The 19,311-nt window shown below is 66.0% G+C and carries 20 protein-coding genes; 15 read left to right on the top strand and 5 right to left on the bottom strand.

What is annotated here, in order from left to right:
- Window positions 1–43 precede the first annotated feature (43 nt).
- From QW887_RS06550 to QW887_RS06530, 5 genes are all read left to right on the top strand, one after another.
- The gene (locus tag QW887_RS06550; RefSeq protein ID WP_315714285.1) at window positions 44–1,402 is read left to right on the top strand and encodes a formimidoylglutamate deiminase; all 1,359 of its coding nucleotides are present in this window, start codon (window positions 44–46) and stop codon (window positions 1,400–1,402) included.
- Window positions 1,399–2,136 (top strand): histidine utilization repressor, encoded by a 738-nt coding sequence (gene hutC, locus QW887_RS06545; protein ID WP_315714284.1) that lies wholly within the window; start codon window positions 1,399–1,401, stop codon window positions 2,134–2,136. Before QW887_RS06550 ends, hutC begins: the two co-directional genes overlap by 4 nt.
- A 128-nt stretch (window positions 2,137–2,264) precedes the next feature.
- Window positions 2,265–3,209 carry an ABC transporter substrate-binding protein gene (locus QW887_RS06540; protein WP_315714283.1) on the top strand — a complete coding sequence of 315 codons (945 nt, stop codon included), beginning with the start codon at window positions 2,265–2,267 and terminating at the stop codon, window positions 3,207–3,209.
- 213 nt (window positions 3,210–3,422) lie between these two features.
- The gene (locus tag QW887_RS06535; RefSeq protein WP_315714394.1) at window positions 3,423–4,196 is read left to right on the top strand and encodes an ABC transporter permease; all 774 of its coding nucleotides are present in this window, start codon (window positions 3,423–3,425) and stop codon (window positions 4,194–4,196) included.
- A complete protein-coding gene (locus QW887_RS06530; protein ID WP_315714281.1) occupies window positions 4,193–4,978 on the top strand; it encodes an ABC transporter ATP-binding protein in 786 nt (261 codons plus the stop codon). Before QW887_RS06535 ends, QW887_RS06530 begins: the two co-directional genes overlap by 4 nt.
- Before the next feature lie 304 nt (window positions 4,979–5,282).
- Here QW887_RS06530 and QW887_RS06525 read toward each other — a convergent pair whose 3' ends face one another.
- The gene (locus QW887_RS06525; RefSeq protein ID WP_315714280.1) at window positions 5,283–5,570 is read right to left on the bottom strand and encodes a hypothetical protein; all 288 of its coding nucleotides are present in this window, start codon (window positions 5,568–5,570) and stop codon (window positions 5,283–5,285) included.
- A 15-nt stretch (window positions 5,571–5,585) separates the two neighbouring features.
- On the bottom strand, window positions 5,586–6,347 hold the full coding sequence (locus QW887_RS06520; RefSeq protein ID WP_315714278.1) for a DUF899 domain-containing protein: 762 nt from the start codon (window positions 6,345–6,347) through the stop codon (window positions 5,586–5,588).
- Between the two features lie 87 nt (window positions 6,348–6,434).
- Between QW887_RS06520 and QW887_RS06515 the strand changes: the two genes are divergently transcribed.
- Window positions 6,435–7,655 (top strand): helix-turn-helix domain-containing protein, encoded by a 1,221-nt coding sequence (locus tag QW887_RS06515; RefSeq protein ID WP_315714276.1) that lies wholly within the window; start codon window positions 6,435–6,437, stop codon window positions 7,653–7,655.
- A gap of 32 nt (window positions 7,656–7,687) precedes the next feature.
- Window positions 7,688–8,332: a PQQ-binding-like beta-propeller repeat protein gene (locus QW887_RS06510; RefSeq protein ID WP_315714274.1), complete on the top strand. Its 645-nt coding sequence runs from the start codon at window positions 7,688–7,690 to the stop codon at window positions 8,330–8,332.
- Between the two features lie 30 nt (window positions 8,333–8,362).
- Here the strand turns inward: QW887_RS06510 and QW887_RS06505 are convergent, their stop codons facing one another.
- A complete protein-coding gene (locus tag QW887_RS06505) occupies window positions 8,363–9,496 on the bottom strand; it encodes a hypothetical protein (RefSeq protein ID WP_315714273.1) in 1,134 nt (377 codons plus the stop codon).
- 228 nt (window positions 9,497–9,724) lie between these two features.
- Between QW887_RS06505 and QW887_RS06500 the strand changes: the two genes are divergently transcribed.
- From QW887_RS06500 to QW887_RS06475, 6 genes are all read left to right on the top strand, one after another.
- Complete coding sequence (locus QW887_RS06500) at window positions 9,725–10,546, top strand: sugar phosphate isomerase/epimerase family protein (RefSeq protein ID WP_315714272.1); 822 nt, start codon at window positions 9,725–9,727, stop codon at window positions 10,544–10,546.
- A gap of 64 nt (window positions 10,547–10,610) precedes the next feature.
- Window positions 10,611–12,248: an ABC transporter substrate-binding protein gene (locus tag QW887_RS06495; RefSeq protein ID WP_315714271.1), complete on the top strand. Its 1,638-nt coding sequence runs from the start codon at window positions 10,611–10,613 to the stop codon at window positions 12,246–12,248.
- A gap of 4 nt (window positions 12,249–12,252) precedes the next feature.
- Window positions 12,253–13,227, top strand: coding sequence for an ABC transporter ATP-binding protein (locus QW887_RS06490; protein WP_315750445.1), 975 nt, complete (start codon window positions 12,253–12,255; stop codon window positions 13,225–13,227).
- A complete protein-coding gene (locus tag QW887_RS06485) occupies window positions 13,224–14,216 on the top strand; it encodes an oligopeptide/dipeptide ABC transporter ATP-binding protein (protein WP_315714270.1) in 993 nt (330 codons plus the stop codon). The genes QW887_RS06490 and QW887_RS06485 overlap by 4 nt, the downstream gene beginning before the upstream one ends.
- Window positions 14,216–15,145, top strand: coding sequence for an ABC transporter permease (locus tag QW887_RS06480; protein WP_315714392.1), 930 nt, complete (start codon window positions 14,216–14,218; stop codon window positions 15,143–15,145). Before QW887_RS06485 ends, QW887_RS06480 begins: the two co-directional genes overlap by 1 nt.
- Window positions 15,142–15,999 carry an ABC transporter permease gene (locus tag QW887_RS06475; protein ID WP_315714269.1) on the top strand — a complete coding sequence of 286 codons (858 nt, stop codon included), beginning with the start codon at window positions 15,142–15,144 and terminating at the stop codon, window positions 15,997–15,999. Before QW887_RS06480 ends, QW887_RS06475 begins: the two co-directional genes overlap by 4 nt.
- A gap of 282 nt (window positions 16,000–16,281) precedes the next feature.
- Here the strand turns inward: QW887_RS06475 and QW887_RS06470 are convergent, their stop codons facing one another.
- Window positions 16,282–17,175 (bottom strand): NAD(P)/FAD-dependent oxidoreductase, encoded by an 894-nt coding sequence (locus QW887_RS06470; RefSeq protein WP_315714268.1) that lies wholly within the window; start codon window positions 17,173–17,175, stop codon window positions 16,282–16,284.
- Between QW887_RS06470 and QW887_RS06465 the strand changes: the two genes are divergently transcribed.
- Window positions 17,168–17,410: a hypothetical protein gene (locus QW887_RS06465; protein WP_315714267.1), complete on the top strand. Its 243-nt coding sequence runs from the start codon at window positions 17,168–17,170 to the stop codon at window positions 17,408–17,410. The genes QW887_RS06470 and QW887_RS06465 overlap by 8 nt on opposite strands.
- A 10-nt stretch (window positions 17,411–17,420) precedes the next feature.
- A complete protein-coding gene (locus QW887_RS06460) occupies window positions 17,421–17,582 on the top strand; it encodes a hypothetical protein (protein ID WP_315714266.1) in 162 nt (53 codons plus the stop codon).
- 210 nt (window positions 17,583–17,792) lie between these two features.
- On the opposite strand, the gene QW887_RS06455 is transcribed toward QW887_RS06460, so the two are convergent.
- Window positions 17,793–19,280, bottom strand: coding sequence for an ABC transporter substrate-binding protein (locus QW887_RS06455; RefSeq protein ID WP_316194279.1), 1,488 nt, complete (start codon window positions 19,278–19,280; stop codon window positions 17,793–17,795).
- Window positions 19,281–19,311 lie beyond the last annotated feature (31 nt).

The raw sequence follows: 19,311 nt of genomic DNA, 5'->3' as shown, positions 1-19,311 counted from the left end.
CATAAACTTAGCTCCGCCGTCCTGTCCAGCGGGCTTATCGATCATGGCGTCACTGCACTTCGCATCCGCGCTTCTGCCCAGGGGGTGGGCCGAGGACGTGCAGGTCGTCATCAGCAATGGCGCAATCGAGTCGGTATCCGCCGGCGTGCCTCCGACCTCCGACGACGAGCAACATGAGGTCGCGATCCCCGGCATCGCCAGCCTGCACAGCCACGCGTTCCAGCGCGGCATGGCCGGGCTTGCCGAGATCAGCGGCCACTCGACGGATACGTTCTGGACCTGGCGCGAGACGATGTACCGTTTCGCCCTGTCGATGCGCCCCGAGGATGTCGAGGCGGTCGCGGTCCTGCTCTATGTCGAGATGCTGGAGCGCGGCTTCACGCGGGTCGGTGAATTCCATTATCTGCACCACGATCGCGACGGTACGCCTTACGCCGATGTCTCCGAGATGGCGGGGCGCATCGCCGCGGCGGCCCAGACATCCGGCATCGGCCTGACCCTGCTACCGAGCTTCTACGCGCATGGCGGCTTTGGCGGCGCGGCGCCGCATGACGGCCAGCGGCGCTTCATCTGCGATATCGATCAGTTCGCCAAACTGCTGACGGCCTCCCGCAAGGCGATCAGCTCGCTTCATGGCGCCAATCTCGGCATCGCGCCACACAGCCTGCGGGCGGTCGCGCCGGATGAACTGGCCGCGCTGCTGCCGCTCGCCGAGGGTGGCCCGATCCACATTCACGCCGCCGAACAGGTGAAGGAGGTCGAGGACTGCCTCGCCTGGTCCGGCCAGCGCCCGGTGCAATGGCTGCTCGATCACCACGACGTCGATGACCGCTGGTGCCTGATCCACGCGACGCATATGACGGCGGACGAAACCGCGGCGCTTGCGAGGAGCGGCGCGACGGCCGGCCTTTGTCCGGTCACCGAAGCCAGCCTCGGCGACGGCATCTTCCCGGCGCGCGACTATCTGCGCGCGCGTGGGCGCATCGGCGTCGGGACCGACTCGAACGTGCTGGTCGGCGTGAGCGACGAGTTGCGCCAGCTCGAATACGGCCAGCGGCTGACGCATCGTGAGCGCAACGTGCTGACGTCAGGTCCGGATGCGTCGACAGGCCGCACGCTCTTGGATGCCGCTCTTGCTGGCGGCGCACAGGCGCTGGCGCAACCGCTCGCCGGCCTGCAGGTCGGCGGCCGCGCCGACATCCTCACGCTCGATCTGTCGCATCCGTCGCTCGCAGGGCGAACGCGCGATGCGCTGCTCGACGGCTGGATCTTCGCGACGTCGCACGGCGCCATCGATTGTGTCTGGGCCGGCGGCGCCAAGGTCGTGCAGGGAGGCCATCATCGGTCGCGCGAGGCGGCAAGGCGCGGCTTTAACACGGCGGTGCGGAGGCTGCTCGCATGAGCCTCGCCGATGACAGCGCCAAGCCGGGAGCCGGCACGCTCTACAAGACGATCCGGCAGGACATCGAGCGCCGCATCCTCACCGGCGAATGGCCGCCCGGCCACCGCATCCCGTTCGAGCACGAGATCATGGAGCATTACGGCTGCTCACGCATGACCGTGAACAAGGCACTATCGGAGCTCGCCCAGGCCGACCTGATCGAGCGGCGTCGCCGTGCCGGAACGTTCGTGCGGCGTCCGCAGTTCCTGTCGGCGGTGCTGAAGATCCCGGACATCCGCGCCGAGATCAGCGCGCTCGGCCGCGCCTATGGCTATGAACTGATCTCATCGACGCGCCGCACCGCCAACGCCGCCGATCGTGAGCGCCTCGGCGTCAAGACACCGTGCAAGGTCATCGCGATCCGCTGCCGGCACAGCGCCGACAACGTCCCGTTCGCGATCGAGGACCGGCTGATCGATCTCGACGCCGTACCCGATGCCGCGAAGGCCAATTTCAAGATCGATCCACCGGGCTCCTGGCTGCTGCATCACGTGCCCTGGACCGAGGCGGAGCACGCGATCAGCGCCATCGTCGCCGACGACGCAATCGCCGAAGGCCTCGACATCGCGGTCGGCGCACCCTGCCTCGTGATCGAGCGCCACACCTGGCGCAAGGGGCAGCCGCTCACGGCTGTCAGGCTGATCTATCCCGGCGAGCAGCATCGCCTCGTGGCGCGGTTCAGGGGCAGCGAATGAGACAGCTCACCCGCGCCCGAACTGAGCATGGGATTTGCAAGCACGCTTGCAGAGATGAGCGGAGATCGCAGCCATCACGGCTGCGAGCCGCACGAAGGGCTTTCTTCTCACAGCAAAGGACGATGACGATGCGCAGATTTGGGCTACTCGCAGTAACTGCCGCGCTCCTGGCCTCGACGACCGCCTATGCCGACGACGTCAAGGTCGGTATCGGCATTTCCGGCTGGACCGGTTTTGCGCCGCTGACCTTGGCGAAGGAAGCCGGCATCTTCAAGAAGAACGGCCTCGACGTCACCATCAAGAAGATCCCGCAGAAGGATCGCCACCTCGCCATCGCCGCTGGAGACGTGCAGTGCGCGGCGACCACGGTCGAGACCTGGATCTCCTGGAACGCCAACGGCGTCGCCACCAAGCAGATCTTCCAGCTCGACAAGAGCTACGGCGCCGACGGCATGGCCGTGCGCAACGACATCGCCTCCATCAAGGACCTCAAGGGCAAGACCGTCGCAGCATCCGCGCCCGGCACCTCGCCCTATTTCGGGCTGGCCTGGATGCTCAAGAAGAACGGCCTCACGGTGAAGGACGTCACCATCGTGAACCTGGAGCCGGCCGCCGCTGCGCAGGCCTTCGTCTCCGGCCAGAACGATGCGGCGATGACCTACGAGCCGTATCTGTCGACCGTCCGAGCTGCCCCTGACAAGGGCAAGATCATCGCCACCACCCTGGATTATCCGATGGTGATGGACACCTTCGGCTGCACACCGAAGTTCCTGTCCGAGAATCCGAAGGCCGCCAAGGCGCTCGCCGACAGCTATTTCGAGGCGTTGGACATGATCGCCAAGGACCAGGCCAAGGCCTATGAGATCATGGGTGCCGACGTGAAGCAGACGGCTGAGCAGTTCGGCAACTCCGCGAAGTATCTGCGCTGGCAGGACAAGGCCGCGAGCCAGAAGTTCTTTGAAACGGAGTTCAAGACCTTCAACAAGGACGCGGCCGAGCTCCTGCTCGAGGTCGGCATCATCAAGCAGATCCCGAAGATCGAGGATCTGTATGATGCGAGCTTCATCAAGTAGGCGCTGAAGCGTGCCCCGCACGATCCGTCATTGCGAGCGAAGCGAAGCAATCCAGGGCCCAGCGTGAGACTCTGGATTGCTTCGTCGCTTCGCTCCTCGCAATGACGGTGTTGAGGCATCCTGCCCGATATTGAGCAGCGTATTCCGAAGCCAACTCAACATGAGCGGCCCACCCCCTCGCGAGCCGCACCCAACACGAAAGCCCGATCCGTGATCCGACCTCTCGAACCCGTCAGCGCCAGATCGAGAACCGCGCTCGGCCTTGCCTTCTTCGTCGTGTTCGTCGCGGCGTGGTCGCTGGCGACGGTTGGCGGCTATGTGCCGAAGACGTTCCTGGCAGATCCCTTGACCATGCTGCGCGAGGGCTGGGACCTGCTGGTCAAGTTCGGCTTCCTCACCGACATCGGCATGACCGTCTGGCGCGTCGTCGGCGGTTTCGTGCTCGCGGCCATCATCGCCGTTCCGCTCGGCCTCCTGATGGGTGCCTACAAGCCGATCGAGGCGTTCCTCGAGCCGTTCGTCTCGTTCGCGCGTTATCTGCCCGCCTCCGCTTTCATCCCGCTCCTGATCCTGTGGGCCGGCATCGGCGAGTTGCAGAAGCTGCTGATCATCTTCATCGGCTCGGTGTTCCAGATCATCCTGATGATCACCGTCACCGTCGGCAACACACGGCGCGACCTCGTCGAAGCCGCCTACACGCTCGGCGCCGGCGATCGCGGCATCATCGCGCGCGTGCTGCTGCCGTCGGCTGCGCCTGAGATTGCCGAGATCCTGCGGCTCGTGCTCGGCTGGGCCTGGACCTATGTCATCGTCGCCGAACTGATCGGCTCGTCCTCCGGCATCGGCCACATGATCACCGACAGCCAGGCGCTGCTCAACACCGGACAGATCATCTTCGGCATCATCATCATCGGCCTGATCGGGCTGATCTCGGATTTCCTGTTCAAGGCATTCAACGCCTGGCTGTTCCCGTGGAAGCTCGCATGACCACGCTCGTCATCGACAAGGTCTCACGCACGTTCCCGGCCCGCCAGGGCCACGCGCCGACGCGCGCGCTGGAGCCGGTCGCGCTCACCATCGGCAACAACGATTTCGTCACCATCCTCGGCCCCTCCGGCTGCGGCAAGTCGACCCTGCTGCGCATCGTCGCCGGGCTCGATCATCCGACGAGCGGCAAGGTGCTGCTCGACGGCCGCGAGGTGACCGGACCCGGCGCTGACCGCGGCATGGTGTTCCAGTCCTACACGCTGTTTCCCTGGCTCACCGTGCGTGAGAACATCGCCTTCGGCCTGCGCGAGCGCGGCGTGCCTGAGGACAAGCGCAACGCCGTCGCCGACCGCTTCATCCAGCAGATCGGCCTGAAGGGTTTCGAGAACCATTGGCCCAAGCAGCTCTCCGGCGGCATGCAGCAGCGCTGCGCGATCGCGCGGGCGCTCGCCAATGATCCCAAAATCCTGCTGCTCGACGAGCCGTTCGGCGCGCTCGACAACCAGACCCGCGTGCTGATGCAGGAGATGCTGCTCGGCATCTGGGAGCGCGACCAGAAGACGGTGCTGTTCGTCACCCACGATATCGAGGAGGCGATCTTCCTTGGCAGCCGCGTGCTGGTGATGAGCGCCCGCCCGGGCCGCATCAAGGCCGACATCAAGATCGAGCTGCCGCATCCCCGCTCCTACAAGATCAAGACCTCGCCGGAGTTCGTCGCGCTCAAGGAGCGGCTGGTCGAGGAGATCCGCGCCGAGGCGCTGAAGGTCGCGGCGGAGGCGTGAGCTCTCTTCGTCGGCTATGCGTTGGTTCGGCTGAACGCTCTCAATTTTCGGTGATGGATGCAGAGACATGCCCCTCACCCGAGTGAGATTGTCGCGCTGTCCTACATGCCCTCTCCCACAAGGGGAGAAGGCGCAGTAACGGGCACCGTACTGACTTGAAATCGCGAGCTGTATCCTTCCAAAATCGCCACGGCAAGACTGCGCGGTACAGTGCCCTCGCCCCTTGTGGGAGAGGGCATCGCCGGCCCCTCTGCAGGCCCGCTCGGGTGAGGGGTCTCTCTCCGCGAGCAAAGCTGCTCGACAATTAACTCCTAGGCTGCCGCACGCGAACGTCGTCGGACCGCGCACCCGTGATGCCCCGCCCCATGCGCCTCAACCACGGCACCAGATGAAACGCGCTCATCAGGAGGTACATCACGGTCATGTCGCCGAGCGGTGCGCCCGCCGGCATGGCCGAGCAGATCACGTCTGAACGGCCGTCACGGGCCATGGCGTTCAGCACCGCCATCAGCGCGAAGGTCGGCGCCGCCGCGTAGCGGAGACCAGTGGCGATGCCGGGCATCGCGCGCATCCTGATCGGGAAGAACGCCATGGCTCCGCTCCGTCGTCAGCGCTTGCCGTATTCGTCGCGGCGGCGCCACCAGACGCCCTGCTCGTTGCGTCCCTTGGGCGCACGGTCGAGCCATTGATAGGCACCCCACAGGCCGTCGAGGCCGCGGGCATAGCTCGAATAGGTGTGATAGACGTCCCCATCCTCGAGGACGAAGGCGCTCATGCCCGGACGATCGCGCATGAACGTGGCGCCGTCGGTCCCGGCGCCCGCGGCAATCTCCGCCACCATCGCCGGCACGTCCGATGTCCCGAGCGGAGGACTGGTGCGATAATTGTACTCGCTGCCGCCCTGGCGCTGCTGCTCCTCGGTGATCGCGACGTTGAAGTCGAAATTGAAGTCGCTGCTCGCCGATGACGCCCATGGGAAGGACCATCCCATCCGCGCCTTGTAGGCCTTCAGCTTCGCCAGCGGCGCGCGTGACACCGCCCACAGCATCACGTCGTGATTGGCGAGATGGACCTGGAAGCCGTTGAAGCCGTCGGCAATCATCGAGCAGGATGGGCAGCCGGCCTGGAAGTCGGGGCCGAACATGAAGTGATAGACGAGCAGCTGCGAGCGGCCCTTGAACAGGTCGGGCAGCGTCGCCGGCCCGTCTTCGGTGTCAAAGCGATAGGCCTTGTCGACGCGCACCCATGGCATGGCCTGACGGCGCTCCGCCAGCTCGTCGCTGCGGCGAGTGAGTTCCTTCTCGGCTTGCAGCAGGTCGAGCCGGGCCTTCAACCAATCTTCGCGCGTTCCGGTGATATGCATGGTCATGGTCGTCATCCTTTTTGCGTGTTGACCGCAGCTCAGACTAGGATCGGCAGGAGAGCGACCGGGAGTGACAAGTATGGCGGGATTTGCATGGACTCGCTGATCTCGGCGGCGGCGCAGGCGCTCGCCGCCGGCGACCCGCTCGGCGCATTGAACCGCGTCGCATTGCGCGATGATCCGCCGGCGCTGGCGTTGCGCGGTATTGCGATGGCGCGGCTTGGCGATTTCGGGCGTGCGAAGGCGCTGCTGCGGCAGGCCGCGCGAAGCTTTGGGCCCAGGGCCGTGCTGGCCCGCGCCCGCTGCGCCGTCGCAGAGGCCGAGATCGCGCTCGCGGCGCGCGATCTCGGCTGGCCGACGAAGTCGCTCGCGGCGGCGCGTGAAACGCTGGAGCAGCACGGCGACCGCGCCAATGCCGCCTATGCGCGCAGCCTCGAGATCCGCCGCATGGTCCTGGTCGGGCAGCTCGATGACGCCGAGCGAGGCCTCGCCGAGCTCGATCCCTCGCCGCTGCTGCCGGCGGCCCGCACGATCTACGAGCTGATCGTAGCCGGCCTGGCCTTGCGCCGGCTGCAAACAAAGACCGCGCGATCGGCGCTCGAACGCGCGACGCGGTCGGCGCGGCAGGCCCGCATCCCGGAGCTTCAGGCGGAGATCGAGCGGGCCTCGTCGGCTCTGTCGGCACCGGCGGCGCGGATGATCCTGCGCGGCGAGCAGCGACTGCTACAGCTCGACGATGTCGAGGCGCTGTTCCGGTCGGACCGGCTGATCGTCGATGCCTGCCGATTGGCGGTACGTCAGGGGAGCCGGATCGTGCCGCTGGCGCGGCGGCCGGTGCTGTTTGCACTCGCCCGGCGGCTGGCCGAGGGGGTCCCCGATGGTGTGCCGCGGGCCGCGCTGATCGCGCACGCATTCCACGGCAAGGAAGCCGACGAGTCGCACCGCGCCCGCCTGCGCGTCGAGATCGGACGGTTGCGCCAGCTGCTCCATGGCTTGGCCGAGATCAATGCCACGCGAGACGGCTTTGCCCTGGTGCCGCGTCGCGATCACGACGTCGTCGTACTGGCACAGCCGGTCGAGGACGAGAATGCCACGGTGCTTGCTTGCCTCGCCGACGGTGAGGCATGGTCGAGCTCCGCCCTTGCGCTGGCGCTGGGCGCGAGCCAGCGGACGGTGCAGCGTGCCCTCGATGAGCTCGCATCATCGAGCAAGGTGCAGTCGTTCGGCCGCGGCCGCGCGCAACGCTGGACCTGCCCGGTCGTGCCGGAATTCGCGACTGCGTTGTTACTCCCGGCGTGGTCGTCGCTCGACTAGCGTGGGTCCATCGGAAGCAGAGGATGGCAGGCATGACACGAGCAGCCGCAGAGATCATTCACGAGTACGGCCCCTTCGACGACGCCGGGCGCGTCAACGGCGTCAGCTATGACGGCCGGCAGGTGTGGATCGCGACCGGCAGCAGCATCAAGGCGTTCGATCCGGCCGACGGCACGGTGCGGAAGTCGCTCGATCTCCCCTCTCACGCCGGCACGGCGTTCGACGGCCGGCACCTCTATCAGATCGCGGAAGATCGCATTCACAAGGTCGATCCCGAGAATGGCCGCGTGCTCGCGACGATCCCGGCGCCCTCGGGCGGCGGCGACTCCGGGCTCGCCTGGGCCGAGGGGTCGCTCTGGGTCGGCGCCTATCGCGATCGCAAGATCCACCAGATCGACCCTGCGACCGGAGAGATCCTGCGCAGCATCCCGTGCACGCGCTTCGTCACCGGCGTCACCTGGGTCGATGGCGAGCTCTGGCACGGCACCTGGGAAGACGACGTCAGCGACATCAGGCGCATCGATCCCGAGACCGGCGAGGTGCTCGACCAGCTCGACATGCCCGCCGGCACCGGCGTCTCCGGCATGGAATCCGACGGAGGCGAGACGCTGTATTGCGGCGGCGGCGACAGCGGCAAGGTGCGCGCGATCAGGCGCCCCAAGCGGGTGCGCGGGTGAGCCGCTGACGGCTCCGCGAATGGAAGTGGCCTACTTGCCGATCGACGTGTAGGCCGCCTTGCGGAAATTGGCGTTGGCTTCCTCGCGCGTCTGCAGCTGCTGGCCACCGCCGCCACCGACCGGCTTGGTGGGCGTGACGACCGAAAACAGCACGAAGCCGCCGGTCTTGCGCGGGAAGATGAAGTACTCGGCGATATCCGACTTCTCGCTGTCCTCGCAGGAGGACATGCCGCGGAACACGACGGCGCTGTCGACCAGCTCGCTGTTGCGCGCCGAGATGAACTTGCCCTTGCAGTCGCGCGCATCGTTGCCGATGATCGTGGCTGCGACTTCCAGGCCGTCGACATTGCGCTGCGGCGGCACGATGCGAACGAAGCCGGTGGCGTTGTCCGCCTTCCAGGCGACCCCGCCCGAAGTCAGCCACACCGGCCGCTCGCCTCCGCCCAGAATGGCCGGATGCGACAGCGAGGCCTTGAGGATGAAGTTGGAGGCGATCTGCATCGCTTCCAATTGCAGCTCGGGAGAGTCCTCCGACATCCGCTGTGGCGGCGCGCTGGCCGTCGGCGCAGCCGCGGCCTGCGGCGCCGCCGGACGCTGCACTGACGCCGCCGCCGGCTGAGCGTTGAAATTGGTCGCGGCGGCCAGCCCGCCGGCGTTGATCACGCGCACACAATTGGCAAGCGTGGGCATCAGCACGGCCGTGCCGTTCAGATTGAACTGGAACAGGTTGCCCTGCGCGAAGGCCGACATCGTCCGCGCGGCGCGGAACGCCTTGATCAGGGTGGAGTCGTTCGGCATTGGCACGGCGACCATGTTGGCCGTCCAGACCGCGCCTTCGACATTGTACGACGCCTTTCCGTCAAAGCTCAGAACGATCGGAAACTTTTGCCCGGGGGATAGCGCCCAGCCCGGATGGATGAAGGCGAGAGCCCAACCATATGTCGGCGTTGCAAGCACACCGAACGTGATGCCGCTCTGGTAGCTCGCGCTCGCGATGCAGCTCGTGAACCGTCCGGTCTTGTCGTCGGTGTAGGCACCGCCTGACCATCCGGCGACGGAGATGGAGCCGTAAGGCCCCTTTGCATGCGCAGGCTCAATCAACGCGCCTATCGTCAGCGCCACGAGCGAAAGAACCATTCCAAGGATTGCACGCCGTACCGTCATCCCAATTCCCCGTTTTCGCCGCATTGTTGCAATTCCCGCGGCTACGTCAAGTAGCAGCAGCCGGCACGCGACTACCCCAGAGATTGATCCGCTGACCGCCTTCATGCCCGCGAGGACACAACATGTCGCGGTCGTCCTCCACAGCCCTTCATGGGCGCGTCATCGAACTCCGCTAGCGCTTGCCGGGCCCCACGCAGGCAAGGGCTTCCTCGAAAGGGTTTCCTCGACATGACCACCACGCTGCCGGTGCTCGGCGCCGCCCTCTCCGTCAAGTCCATTCCCGCGCATTGCGACTGGCTGCTCGAACATCAACGCGATCTGGAGATCCAGGACTTCTTCCGCGCGGACCTTCTCGACAGCGACTGGCGCAGCACCGCCAAGGAAATCAAGTCGATGCTGTCGGGCCACACCGGCCGGCTCGGCATCCACGGTCCGTTCTGGGGCTTCAAGATCGACAGCCACGATCCGATGATCCGCCGCGCCGTCACCAAGCGCCTGCTGCAGGGGCTCGAGGTCGCCGAGTTTCTCGGCGCCACGCAGATGGTGATCCACTCGCCCTACACGACGTGGGACGCCAACAACATCGACATGCTGCCGGACAATCGCGAGGCGCTGATCGAGCGTGTCAGGGCGACCTTGACCGACGTCATTGCCTCTGCCGAGCAGGCCAACTGCGAGATCGTGATCGAGAACATCGAGGACAAGGATCCGCAGGACCGCGTCACCCTGGCCAAGGCGCTGGGCAGCAGCAAGGTGCGGGTCTCGCTCGATACCGGCCATGCCAACTACGCGCACCATTCGACCGGCGCGCCACCCGTCGACTACTACGTTGATGCTGCCGGCAACATGCTGACCCATGTCCATCTGCAGGACACCGATGGCTACGCCGACCGTCACTGGGCGCCGGGCGAAGGCAACATCCGCTGGGTCGCCGTGTTCCGCGCACTGGCGAAGCTCAATTCCAATCCGCGCCTGATCCTCGAACTGCGCAACCATGATCACGTCAAGGCCGGCGCCGCGTATCTCGCCTCGCTCGGCCTCGCCCGATAGGCCAACGCGTCCGCGCGACCCGATCCCATCGTTTCAGACAACCTCAGACGACAGAGAGATTGCCATGACCAAGCTCACCCGCCGCGGCCTGCTCGGCGCCGGCGCCGCGATCGGCGGCAGCTTCATCCTGCCGCGCGTGTCGATCGCGCAGGGAGACAACCGTCCCTCGGTCACCATCGCCGTGCAGAAGGTGACCAATTCGAACGTGCTCGACGTGCTGCGCGAGCAGTCCAATGTCGGCGAGCGCGTGTTCTACTCGTCGCTGTGGGAAAGCCTGATCTCGAAGAACTTCCGCGGCAATCTCGAAGCCGTCCCCGGCCTCGCCACCGAGTGGAAGCGCATCGACGACCAGACCGTCGAATTGAAGCTGCGCCAGGGCGTCAAGTTCCACAATGGTGACGAGATGACGTCCGAGGACGTCGTGTTCTCGTTCAGCCGCGAGCGCATGTTCGGCGACAGCGAGGCCAAGAGCCGCACCACCATCAAGGCGTTCGAGAAGATCCCGACGCCGCGCCCGGGCAAGGAGCTGCCGCCGGACGTGATTGGCGTCGCGCGCCGGATGTGGCCGGACCTGGTTCGCGTCGACGCCGTCGACAAATACACCGTGCGCTTCGTCAACGCGACGCCCGACGTCACCATCGAAGGCCGCCTGATGCGCTATGGCTCCGACATCATGAGCCGGCGCGGCTGGGAGGAAGCGGCGAGCTATCTCGACTGGGCGCGCAAGCCGATCACGACGGGTCCCTACAAGATCGTCGAGTTCAAGCCGGACGTGTCGCTGACGCTCGAAGCCCATGACGAATATTGGGGTGGCCGTCCGCCGCTGAAGCGCATCCGATTCCTGGAAGTGCCGGAGGTCGCGAGCCGCATCAACGGGCTCCTGTCTGGCGAATATCAGTTCGCCTGCGACATCCCGCCGGACCAGATCGCCGGCATCGAGAAGAACGCGGCGTTCGAGGTCCAGGGCGGCACCATCCTCAATCACCGTCTCACCGTGTTCGACAAGAACCACCCGCAGCTCGCCAATCCGCTGGTGCGCCGCGCCTTCACCCATGCGATCGACCGCCAGGCCATCGTCGACAGCCTGTGGGCCGGCCGCACCCGGGTGCCGAAGGGCCTGCAGTGGGAATTCTACGGCGACATGTTCATCGCCGACTGGAGCGTGCCGGCATTCGATCCGAAGCTGGCACAGGACCTGCTCAAGCAGGCCGGCTACAAGGGTGACCCGATCCCGTATCGACTGCTCAACAACTACTACACCAACCAGGTCGCGACCGCGCAGGTGCTGGTCGAGATGTGGCAGGCGGTCGGCCTCAACGTTCAGATCGAGACCAAGGAGAACTGGTCCCAGATTCTCGAGCGCGCTCCGACCCGCGCGGTGCGCGACTGGTCCAACTCGGCCGCGTTCAACGATCCCGTCTCCTCGCTCGTCGCCCAGCATGGCCCCAACGGCCAGCAGCAGCAGGTCGGCGAATGGAGCAATGACGAGCTCAATCGTCTTTCCGAATTCCTGGAGACCTCGACCGATCGCGAGGCGCGCAAGAAGGCGTTCCGCCGCATGCTGGAGATCGCCGAGCGCGAGGACCCCGCCTACACGGTGCTGCACCAGAACGCGACCTTCACCGCCAAGCCGAAGTCGATCAAGTGGAAGGCCTCGCCGGCCTTCGCGATGGACTTCCGCACCGGCAACTACGGTGCGTGACGCCGTGGCGCCGCTGGTCAGCATCTCCGAACTGAAGGTCGCCTTCGACGGCACGCCCGTGCTGCACGGCATCGATCTTGACATCGGTAGGGGCGAGGCCATCGGCCTCGTCGGCGAGTCCGGATCCGGCAAGTCGGTGACGTGGCTCGCGGCGCTGGGTCTCCTGCCCGGCAAGGCGAAAGTATCAGGCTCGGCCAGGCTCGAAGGCCGCGAGCTGCTCGGCGCTGACGGCAAGGTGCTCGACCAGGTGCGCGGCCGCCGCATCGCGATGATCTTCCAGGATCCCGCCAGCGCGCTCAATCCGGTGCTCACGATCCGGCGCCAGTTGTGCGAAAGCCTCGCGCTGCATCGCGGGCTGCGCGGCGAGGCTGCGCGGGCCGAGGCGCTCAGGCTGCTCGATCTCGTCGGCATCCCCGATGCGGCACGCCGGCTGTCCGCCTATCCGCACGAGTTCTCCGGCGGCCAAGTCCAGCGCATCATGATCGCAATGGCGCTGGCCGGACAGCCCGAGCTGCTGATCGCCGACGAACCCACCACCGCGCTCGACGCCACCATCCAGGCGCAGATCCTCGATCTGCTGTCGGCCATCCGGCGCGAGTTCAACATGGCGATGATCCTGATCAGCCATGACCTCGGCGTCGTCGCGGAGAATTGCGACCACGTCTGCGTGATGTATGCCGGCCGCATCGTCGAGCGCGCGCCCGCGACGCGGCTGTTCGATGATCCCTGGCACCCTTATGCGCAGGGCCTGATCGGCGCGCTGCCGCCGCTCGATGGCGTCAGGCGGCGGCTGCAGGCCATTCCCGGAACAGTGCCTGATCCGCGCGCACTGCCCAGCGGCTGCGCCTTCGCGCCGCGCTGCACGTTTGCCGGCGACGGCTGCCATGCCGGCGTGCCGCCGCTGGCGCCGGTCGAGCCGGACCGCGCGGTGGCCTGCCTGCGGCCGCAGCGCCTGCCGATGGAGCTCGCCGCCGAATGACAGCGCCGCTGGTCGAGGTCCAGGCGATCTCGCGCACCTATCGGATGAGGACCGGCCTGTTCGGACGCGCCGCATCCGTCCACGCCGTCGACGGCCTGAGCTTCTCGATCCAAAAGGGCGAGACGCTCGGCATCGTCGGCGAGTCCGGCTCCGGCAAATCCACCACCGGCCGCATGGTGCTCGGTCTCGAGCCGCCCGACCGCGGCAGTGTGCGCTTCGACGGCGCCCCGATCGCAGCACCAGGCTCGGCGGCGTGGCGCGCCCAGCGCGCGCGCATGCAGATGATCTTCCAGGATCCGCTCGGCGCGCTCGATCGACGACTTCCCGTTGCCGCGCAGATCCGCGAGCCGCTCGACATCCACGACATCGGCACGGCCGCCGAGCGCGACGCGCGCGTGCATGAGCTGCTCCAGGCTGTCGATCTCAACGACGGCCATGGCGCCCGCTATCCCGGCGCGCTGTCGGGCGGTCAGCGCCAGCGCATCGTGCTCGCCCGTGCGCTGGCGACCAAGCCCGACTTCCTCGTCTGCGACGAACCGGTCAGCGCGCTCGACGTCTCGATCCAGGCGCAGGTGGTGAACCTGCTGGTCGATCTCCAGGTCCGGCTCGGTCTGACGATGCTGTTCATCAGCCATGATCTGCGCGTCGTCCGGCAGATCAGCAGCAAGGTGGCCGTGATGTATCTCGGCCGCATCGTCGAATATGGCGATGCCGACGACCTGTTCGCGCGGCCGCAACATCCCTACACGCAGGCGCTGGTGTCCGCTTCCCCTGCTCCGGGACGCCGCAGCACCAGCCGCATCGTACTGACGGGCGACCCGCCGAATCCGGCGGCGCGCCCCGCCGGCTGTGCCTTCCACCCGCGCTGCAGCCACGCGACCGCCCGCTGCGCCAACGAGTTGCCCGCGCTCGCCGCGCTGGATCGGCAGCGCCAGGTGGCCTGTCATCTCGTTTCGGGGCTGCAGTCGCAGACCGAGGTCGCCGCGTGATGCTGCGCTATTTCGCCATCCGCCTGGCGCGTGCGCTGCTGACCATCGCACTCGTCGTCACCTTTGCCTTCATCGTGCTGCGGCTGTCGGGCGATCCCGCGCTGATGATCATGGGGCCCGAGGCGCCGCCCGAGGTCATCGCCGCCTTCCGCAAGGCGTGGGGTCTCGATCATCCGATCTGGATGCAGTATCTCGACTACTTCAAGGCGATCGGCCAGGGCGAGCTCGGACGCTCGATGCGCGACGGCCGGCCCGCGATCCAGCTCGTCATCGAGCGCATCCCCGCGACCTTGGCGCTGACCATTCCGGCGTTCCTGCTGAAAGTGCTGCTCGGCATTCCCGCCGGCATCTACGCCGCGCTGCACCGCGGATCGGCGATCGACCGCGCCGTGATGATCACGGCGGTGGCGGGCTTCACGGTGCCGAGCTTCGTGCTGGCCCTGATCCTGGTGCTGATCTTCGCCGTGCAGCTCGGCTGGCTGCCGTCGGGCGGACAGGACTCGTGGCGGCACGCCATCCTGCCGATCGTGACGCTCGGCTTCGGCGGCGCCGCGGTGCTGGCGCGGTTCACGCGCAGCGCCATGCTGGAAATTCTCGGCCAGCCCTACATCAGAACGGCGTCGGCCAAGGGCGTGCCGTGGCGCCGGGTGATCACGGATCACGCGCTGCCCAACGCGGCGATCCCCACCGTCACCATTCTCGGCTTCATGGTCGGCAGCCTGATCGCCGGCGCGGTCGTCGTCGAGAGCGTGTTCTCCTGGCCCGGCGTCGGCCGTCTCCTGGTCGTCGCCGTCGCCAACCGCGACCTCGCGGTCGTGCAATGCATCCTGCTGCTGGTGGCGATGACCATGGTCACGTCGAACCTGATGGTGGACTTCCTCTACGGCCTGCTGGATCCGCGGCTGCGCAGCAAGGGAGCCGAGGCATGACCGACCTTGCATTGAAATCGCCTGCCGCGCGGCGGCTGTGCTGGCCGAACATTCCCGTCTCCGTGACCATCGCAGTCGGCTGGATCGTCGCGATGCTGCTGCTGGCGATCTTCGCCGATCAGCTCGCGCCGCATGGCTTCACCAAATTCGATCTGCGCCATCGCCTGTCGCTGCCGGGCAACCCGGCGCATTGGCTCGGCACCGACGAGCTCGGTCGCGACGTGCTGTCGCGTCTGATCGTGTCGATCCGGATTTCGCTCTTGATCGCGTTCGGCGCGACCGCGATCTCCGCCATCGCCGGCACCACGCTCGGCTTTCTCGCCGCGCATTTCCGCGGCCTGGTCGAGCAGGCCGTGCTGATGCTGGCGGACTTCCAGGCCAGCATGCCGTTCCTGATTCTGGCGCTCGCCGTGCTCGCCTTCTTCGGCAACTCGCTGCCGCTCTTGATCGGGTTGATGGGCCTGTTCGGCTGGGAGCGCTATGCGCGCATCGCGCGCGGCCTCGCCATCTCCGCCAATGCACAAGGCTATGCCGCCGCCGTCCGACAGCTCGGCGCAACGCCGCAGCGCGTCTATCTCAGGCACATCCTGCCGAACATCGCCTCGACCCTCATCGTGTCGATGACGCTGGTGTTTCCCGAAGTCATCCTGCTGGAGTCCGGTCTCTCCTTCCTCGGCCTCGGCGTGCAGCCGCCGATGACGAGCCTTGGCAACATGGTCGGCTATGGCCGCGAATATCTGACGCGCGCACCATGGATCATGTTGGCACCGGCGATCACCATCGTGGTGACGACGCTCGCCGTCTCGATGATCGGCGACTGGCTGCGCGACCGGCTCGATCCGACGCTGCAATAGCCTCGATCAGCGACGAGCCTCGTGACTCGCCGCGGCACTATGCTCGCAGATGATCAGGGCATGCCCCGCTTGCTCGCCCGCCAGCGCCATCCATCTCGACGCCTGCTGCAACCACTGATCGCGGCGAGCCGGATCGCGTTCGGCCTCCTCGCGACAGCTCAATGCCGCAGTCATGCACGCCGATCTTCTGTCCATGAATCATGGTCCGACACATCAACTTAAACGGCACTTACATATAATATCGCGACTTCAGATTGCGATCAATTCGATGCTGCCTAGCCGCTACGCTTCCGCATGACGCATCGGCAATGAATGATGCGCGTGACAGGCGGCGACCGCGGCATGGCCGAATGCCACCGCGATCTGATGCAGGTCGGTGACGACGTCGCCGATGCCATAGAGTCCCGCGACGCCGCAGCGCTGCTTGGCATCGACCTCGAGAAAGCCATCGGATGTATGCCGCGCGCCGAGCTTGATGGCGAGCTCGGAGCGAACATCGGCGCCCATCGCAGGATACACGATCTCGAACCGTTCGCTGCTGCCGTCGACGAATGACGCCTCGATCGCACCGTCTTGGCGCTGCAACGCATGAAGTTGTGGCGTCACCCGAACGCCGGCGGCGGCGAGCTCCTGCCGCTTCGCCGCATCCTGCTCATCATCGATCGGGATCAAGGTGACGTCCGAACTGTAGACGCGCATGAACAGCGCCTTGCCAGCGGCGTGACCGAGCGCGCCCACGATGGCGATCTTGTGGTCGATGGTTTCAAAGCCGTCGCAGACCGGACAATAGCGCAGCTCGCCGTCACGGACCGCCGCTCTCCAATCGGCGAGCGACGTCTGCTTGTCGACGATACCCGTCGCGAGGATGACGCGCTGTGCCGCGACCGCACCGCGCTCGTGAGTCGCGACCAGATCTCCGTCATGCGTCTCGAGAGCGCTCACCGTCCTCCGGACGATAGGAACGTGAAGTTCCTCGACCTGCCGCTGCATTCGTGCGAGCAGCTCGCTTCCGGGCATGCCGTTCGGGAACCCCGGCAGGTTGTGGCTCCGCGGAATCAGCGCCGCCCGCGATGCGCCGCCATCGACGACCACGACCCCACGCCGGAACCGGGCCAGGTAAATCGCGGCCATCAGTCCAGCTGGCCCGCCGCCTATGACGAGGACTTCGGTGCGCATTGCCGCCCTGCTCCAGTCCTGGCTCAAGCTGCATCGGAGCAGAAAGTTCTCGCGCGGAAAACATTTCGGCAAACGTGTCGATGAAATCGACCCGGAACTCTCTGGAACACAAGTGGAACTTTTGCCACTGAGGGACGTTAACCTATGTCACTGCCGCGGCGGAAAAGCCGTGCAAACTTGGCAGCGAGGGGATTTGTTGCGAGGGCGCGTGGATGCGATTTGTAAATTCGACTGATGAAAGCTTGATGGCGTACTACGAAAGTGTCCGAAAGCAGGTGGCCGCCGACAGCCGGATCGGGGGCCCCTACCGTTTGATCGGCGATCGGGCCAAGCAGTATGCGCAGGAGCTCCAGGCCGAGATGCGGCGGCGGCAGTTGCGCTTCACGCCGATCGATTGGCCGAACTGATTGGGCAAGGGATCGTGGGGCTCACCTCAGCGCTCAAGTTGAAGTATTGCGTTCGACCAGACAGCGCGGCGGTCGTTATTGCGCCCTCTCCCCTTGTGGGAGGCAAGTAGGACAGAGTTTGCGGACGGGCTTGCGATGCCCTCTCCCACAAGGGGAGAGGGCGCTGTATTCTGCAGTGTCACCGCAAAGCCGCGCGAAGCGGGGTCGTCATCATTCCCACGACCAGCTCGAGAAATCATTCTCGAACTGCGGCACGTCCTTCCAGACACCCTTGAGCTTCTTGTTGATGATTGTGATCCACTGCGGCTGGAACAGGAAGCCCGCAGCGGCATCGGTCGCCAGCATGCGCTGGGCATCGCCGAGCAGCTTGGCGCGCTCGGTCTCGTTCGGCGTATCGACAATCGACTGGTAGAGCTTGTCGAAGGCCTCGGACTGATAGCCGAAGTAGTAATTCTTGTCGGTGAACTTCACGAGATCGAACGGCTCGACATGCGAGACGATGGTCAGGTCGAAATCATGCGGTCCGTTGAAGACCTGTGACAGCCACGCCGCCCATTCGAGATTCTCGATCTTGGCGACGATGCCGACCTTGGCCAATTGAGCCGCGAGCACCTCGCCGCCCTGGCGGGCATAGGCCGGCGGCGGCAGCCGCAGCGACAGGTGCAGCGGCGTGGTCACGCCGGCTTCGGCGAGCAGCTTCTTGGCCTTCTCCGGGTCGTAGGGATTGATGTCGGTGGTGTCGACATAGCCGAGCGAGCCCGGCACGTAGAAGCTGCCGATCGGCGTACCCAGGCCGTCGACGGCGCCTTCGACCATCGCCTTGCGATCGATCGCAGCAAGGATCGCGCGGCGGACGCGGACGTCGTCGAGCGGCTTCTTCTTGTTGTTGATGGTGACGATCGTCTTCGCCTTTGAGCCGCCGATCAGCACGGTGAAGCGCGGGTCGGACTTGAACTGCGCGATGGTGCGCGCCGTGGTGCCGCGCGGGAAGGCATCGACGTCACCCGACAACAGCGCAGCGACCTGCGCTGCCGGATCGGAGATGAAGCGGATCGTCACCTTGGACAGCTTCACGGCTGCGGCGTTGCGATAGTCGGGCCATTTGTTCAAGGTCAGGGACGAGCCCTTGGCCCAGCTCCCCAGCGTGTACGGTCCAGTACCGACCGGCTGCGTCGCGTTGGTCGGCGCGCTCTTCGGCTCGACGATCGAGGCGGTGGCCTGTCCGAGCAGGAACGGCAGGTTGGGCTCAGAATATTTCAGCTTGACGACGATGGTCTCCGCGTCGGGAGCCGTCACGGACTCCATCGCCTGGAACAGCGCCTTGTCCTTGTTGGTGCTGTTGGCGGCGCCGGCGCGCTCGAACGAGAACTTCACCGCGGCGGAATCGAACGCCTCGCCGTTCTGGAATTTCACGCCCTTGGCGAGCTTGAACGTGTAGCTCTTCAGATCGGACGAGGCCTGCCAGCTCGAGGCCAGCAGCGGCGAGACCGAGCCGTCCTCGTTGATCTTGGTCAGCGTCTCATAGACGTTGTAGAGCGTCACCTCGGCGATGGCCGCCGCGGCCGCGCTGGTCGGATCGAGCCCCGGCGGCTCCAAGGTCATGCCGACAACGACGCTATCCTTCTTGCTCTGCGCGAGAGCCGGCGCGACGGCCGCAACGAGCGCGGCCATGGCGATGATCGATAGTTTCTTGAACATTGTTTGTTTCTCCCTGAGGAAGCCAAATTAC

Origin of the sequence: Bradyrhizobium sp. SZCCHNRI3052 (assembly GCF_032484895.1) — a bacterium.
GTDB lineage: Bacteria > Pseudomonadota > Alphaproteobacteria > Rhizobiales > Xanthobacteraceae > Bradyrhizobium.
The sequence above is the reverse complement of the archived record's forward strand: the minus strand, read 5'-3'. Positions and strand labels throughout refer to the sequence as shown.

What these genes read in the sequence shown, in the direction of transcription:
- QW887_RS06505 (WP_315714273.1), bottom strand. Translation starts at nt 9,496, where the DNA reads ATGACGGTACGGCGTGCAATCCTTGGAATGGTTCTTTCGCTCGTGGCG.
- QW887_RS06510 (WP_315714274.1), top strand. Translation starts at nt 7,688, where the DNA reads ATGACACGAGCAGCCGCAGAGATCATTCACGAGTACGGCCCCTTCGAC.
- QW887_RS06500 (WP_315714272.1), top strand. Translation starts at nt 9,725, where the DNA reads ATGACCACCACGCTGCCGGTGCTCGGCGCCGCCCTCTCCGTCAAGTCC.
- hutC (WP_315714284.1), top strand. Translation starts at nt 1,399, where the DNA reads ATGAGCCTCGCCGATGACAGCGCCAAGCCGGGAGCCGGCACGCTCTAC.
- QW887_RS06460 (WP_315714266.1), top strand. Translation starts at nt 17,421, where the DNA reads ATGGCGTACTACGAAAGTGTCCGAAAGCAGGTGGCCGCCGACAGCCGG.
- QW887_RS06495 (WP_315714271.1), top strand. Translation starts at nt 10,611, where the DNA reads ATGACCAAGCTCACCCGCCGCGGCCTGCTCGGCGCCGGCGCCGCGATC.
- QW887_RS06480 (WP_315714392.1), top strand. Translation starts at nt 14,216, where the DNA reads ATGCTGCGCTATTTCGCCATCCGCCTGGCGCGTGCGCTGCTGACCATC.
- QW887_RS06550 (WP_315714285.1), top strand. Translation starts at nt 44, where the DNA reads ATGGCGTCACTGCACTTCGCATCCGCGCTTCTGCCCAGGGGGTGGGCC.
- QW887_RS06515 (WP_315714276.1), top strand. Translation starts at nt 6,435, where the DNA reads ATGGACTCGCTGATCTCGGCGGCGGCGCAGGCGCTCGCCGCCGGCGAC.
- QW887_RS06530 (WP_315714281.1), top strand. Translation starts at nt 4,193, where the DNA reads ATGACCACGCTCGTCATCGACAAGGTCTCACGCACGTTCCCGGCCCGC.
- QW887_RS06520 (WP_315714278.1), bottom strand. Translation starts at nt 6,347, where the DNA reads ATGACCATGCATATCACCGGAACGCGCGAAGATTGGTTGAAGGCCCGG.
- QW887_RS06540 (WP_315714283.1), top strand. Translation starts at nt 2,265, where the DNA reads ATGCGCAGATTTGGGCTACTCGCAGTAACTGCCGCGCTCCTGGCCTCG.
- QW887_RS06485 (WP_315714270.1), top strand. Translation starts at nt 13,224, where the DNA reads ATGACAGCGCCGCTGGTCGAGGTCCAGGCGATCTCGCGCACCTATCGG.
- QW887_RS06455 (WP_316194279.1), bottom strand. Translation starts at nt 19,280, where the DNA reads ATGTTCAAGAAACTATCGATCATCGCCATGGCCGCGCTCGTTGCGGCC.
- QW887_RS06525 (WP_315714280.1), bottom strand. Translation starts at nt 5,570, where the DNA reads ATGGCGTTCTTCCCGATCAGGATGCGCGCGATGCCCGGCATCGCCACT.
- QW887_RS06470 (WP_315714268.1), bottom strand. Translation starts at nt 17,175, where the DNA reads ATGCGCACCGAAGTCCTCGTCATAGGCGGCGGGCCAGCTGGACTGATG.
- QW887_RS06475 (WP_315714269.1), top strand. Translation starts at nt 15,142, where the DNA reads ATGACCGACCTTGCATTGAAATCGCCTGCCGCGCGGCGGCTGTGCTGG.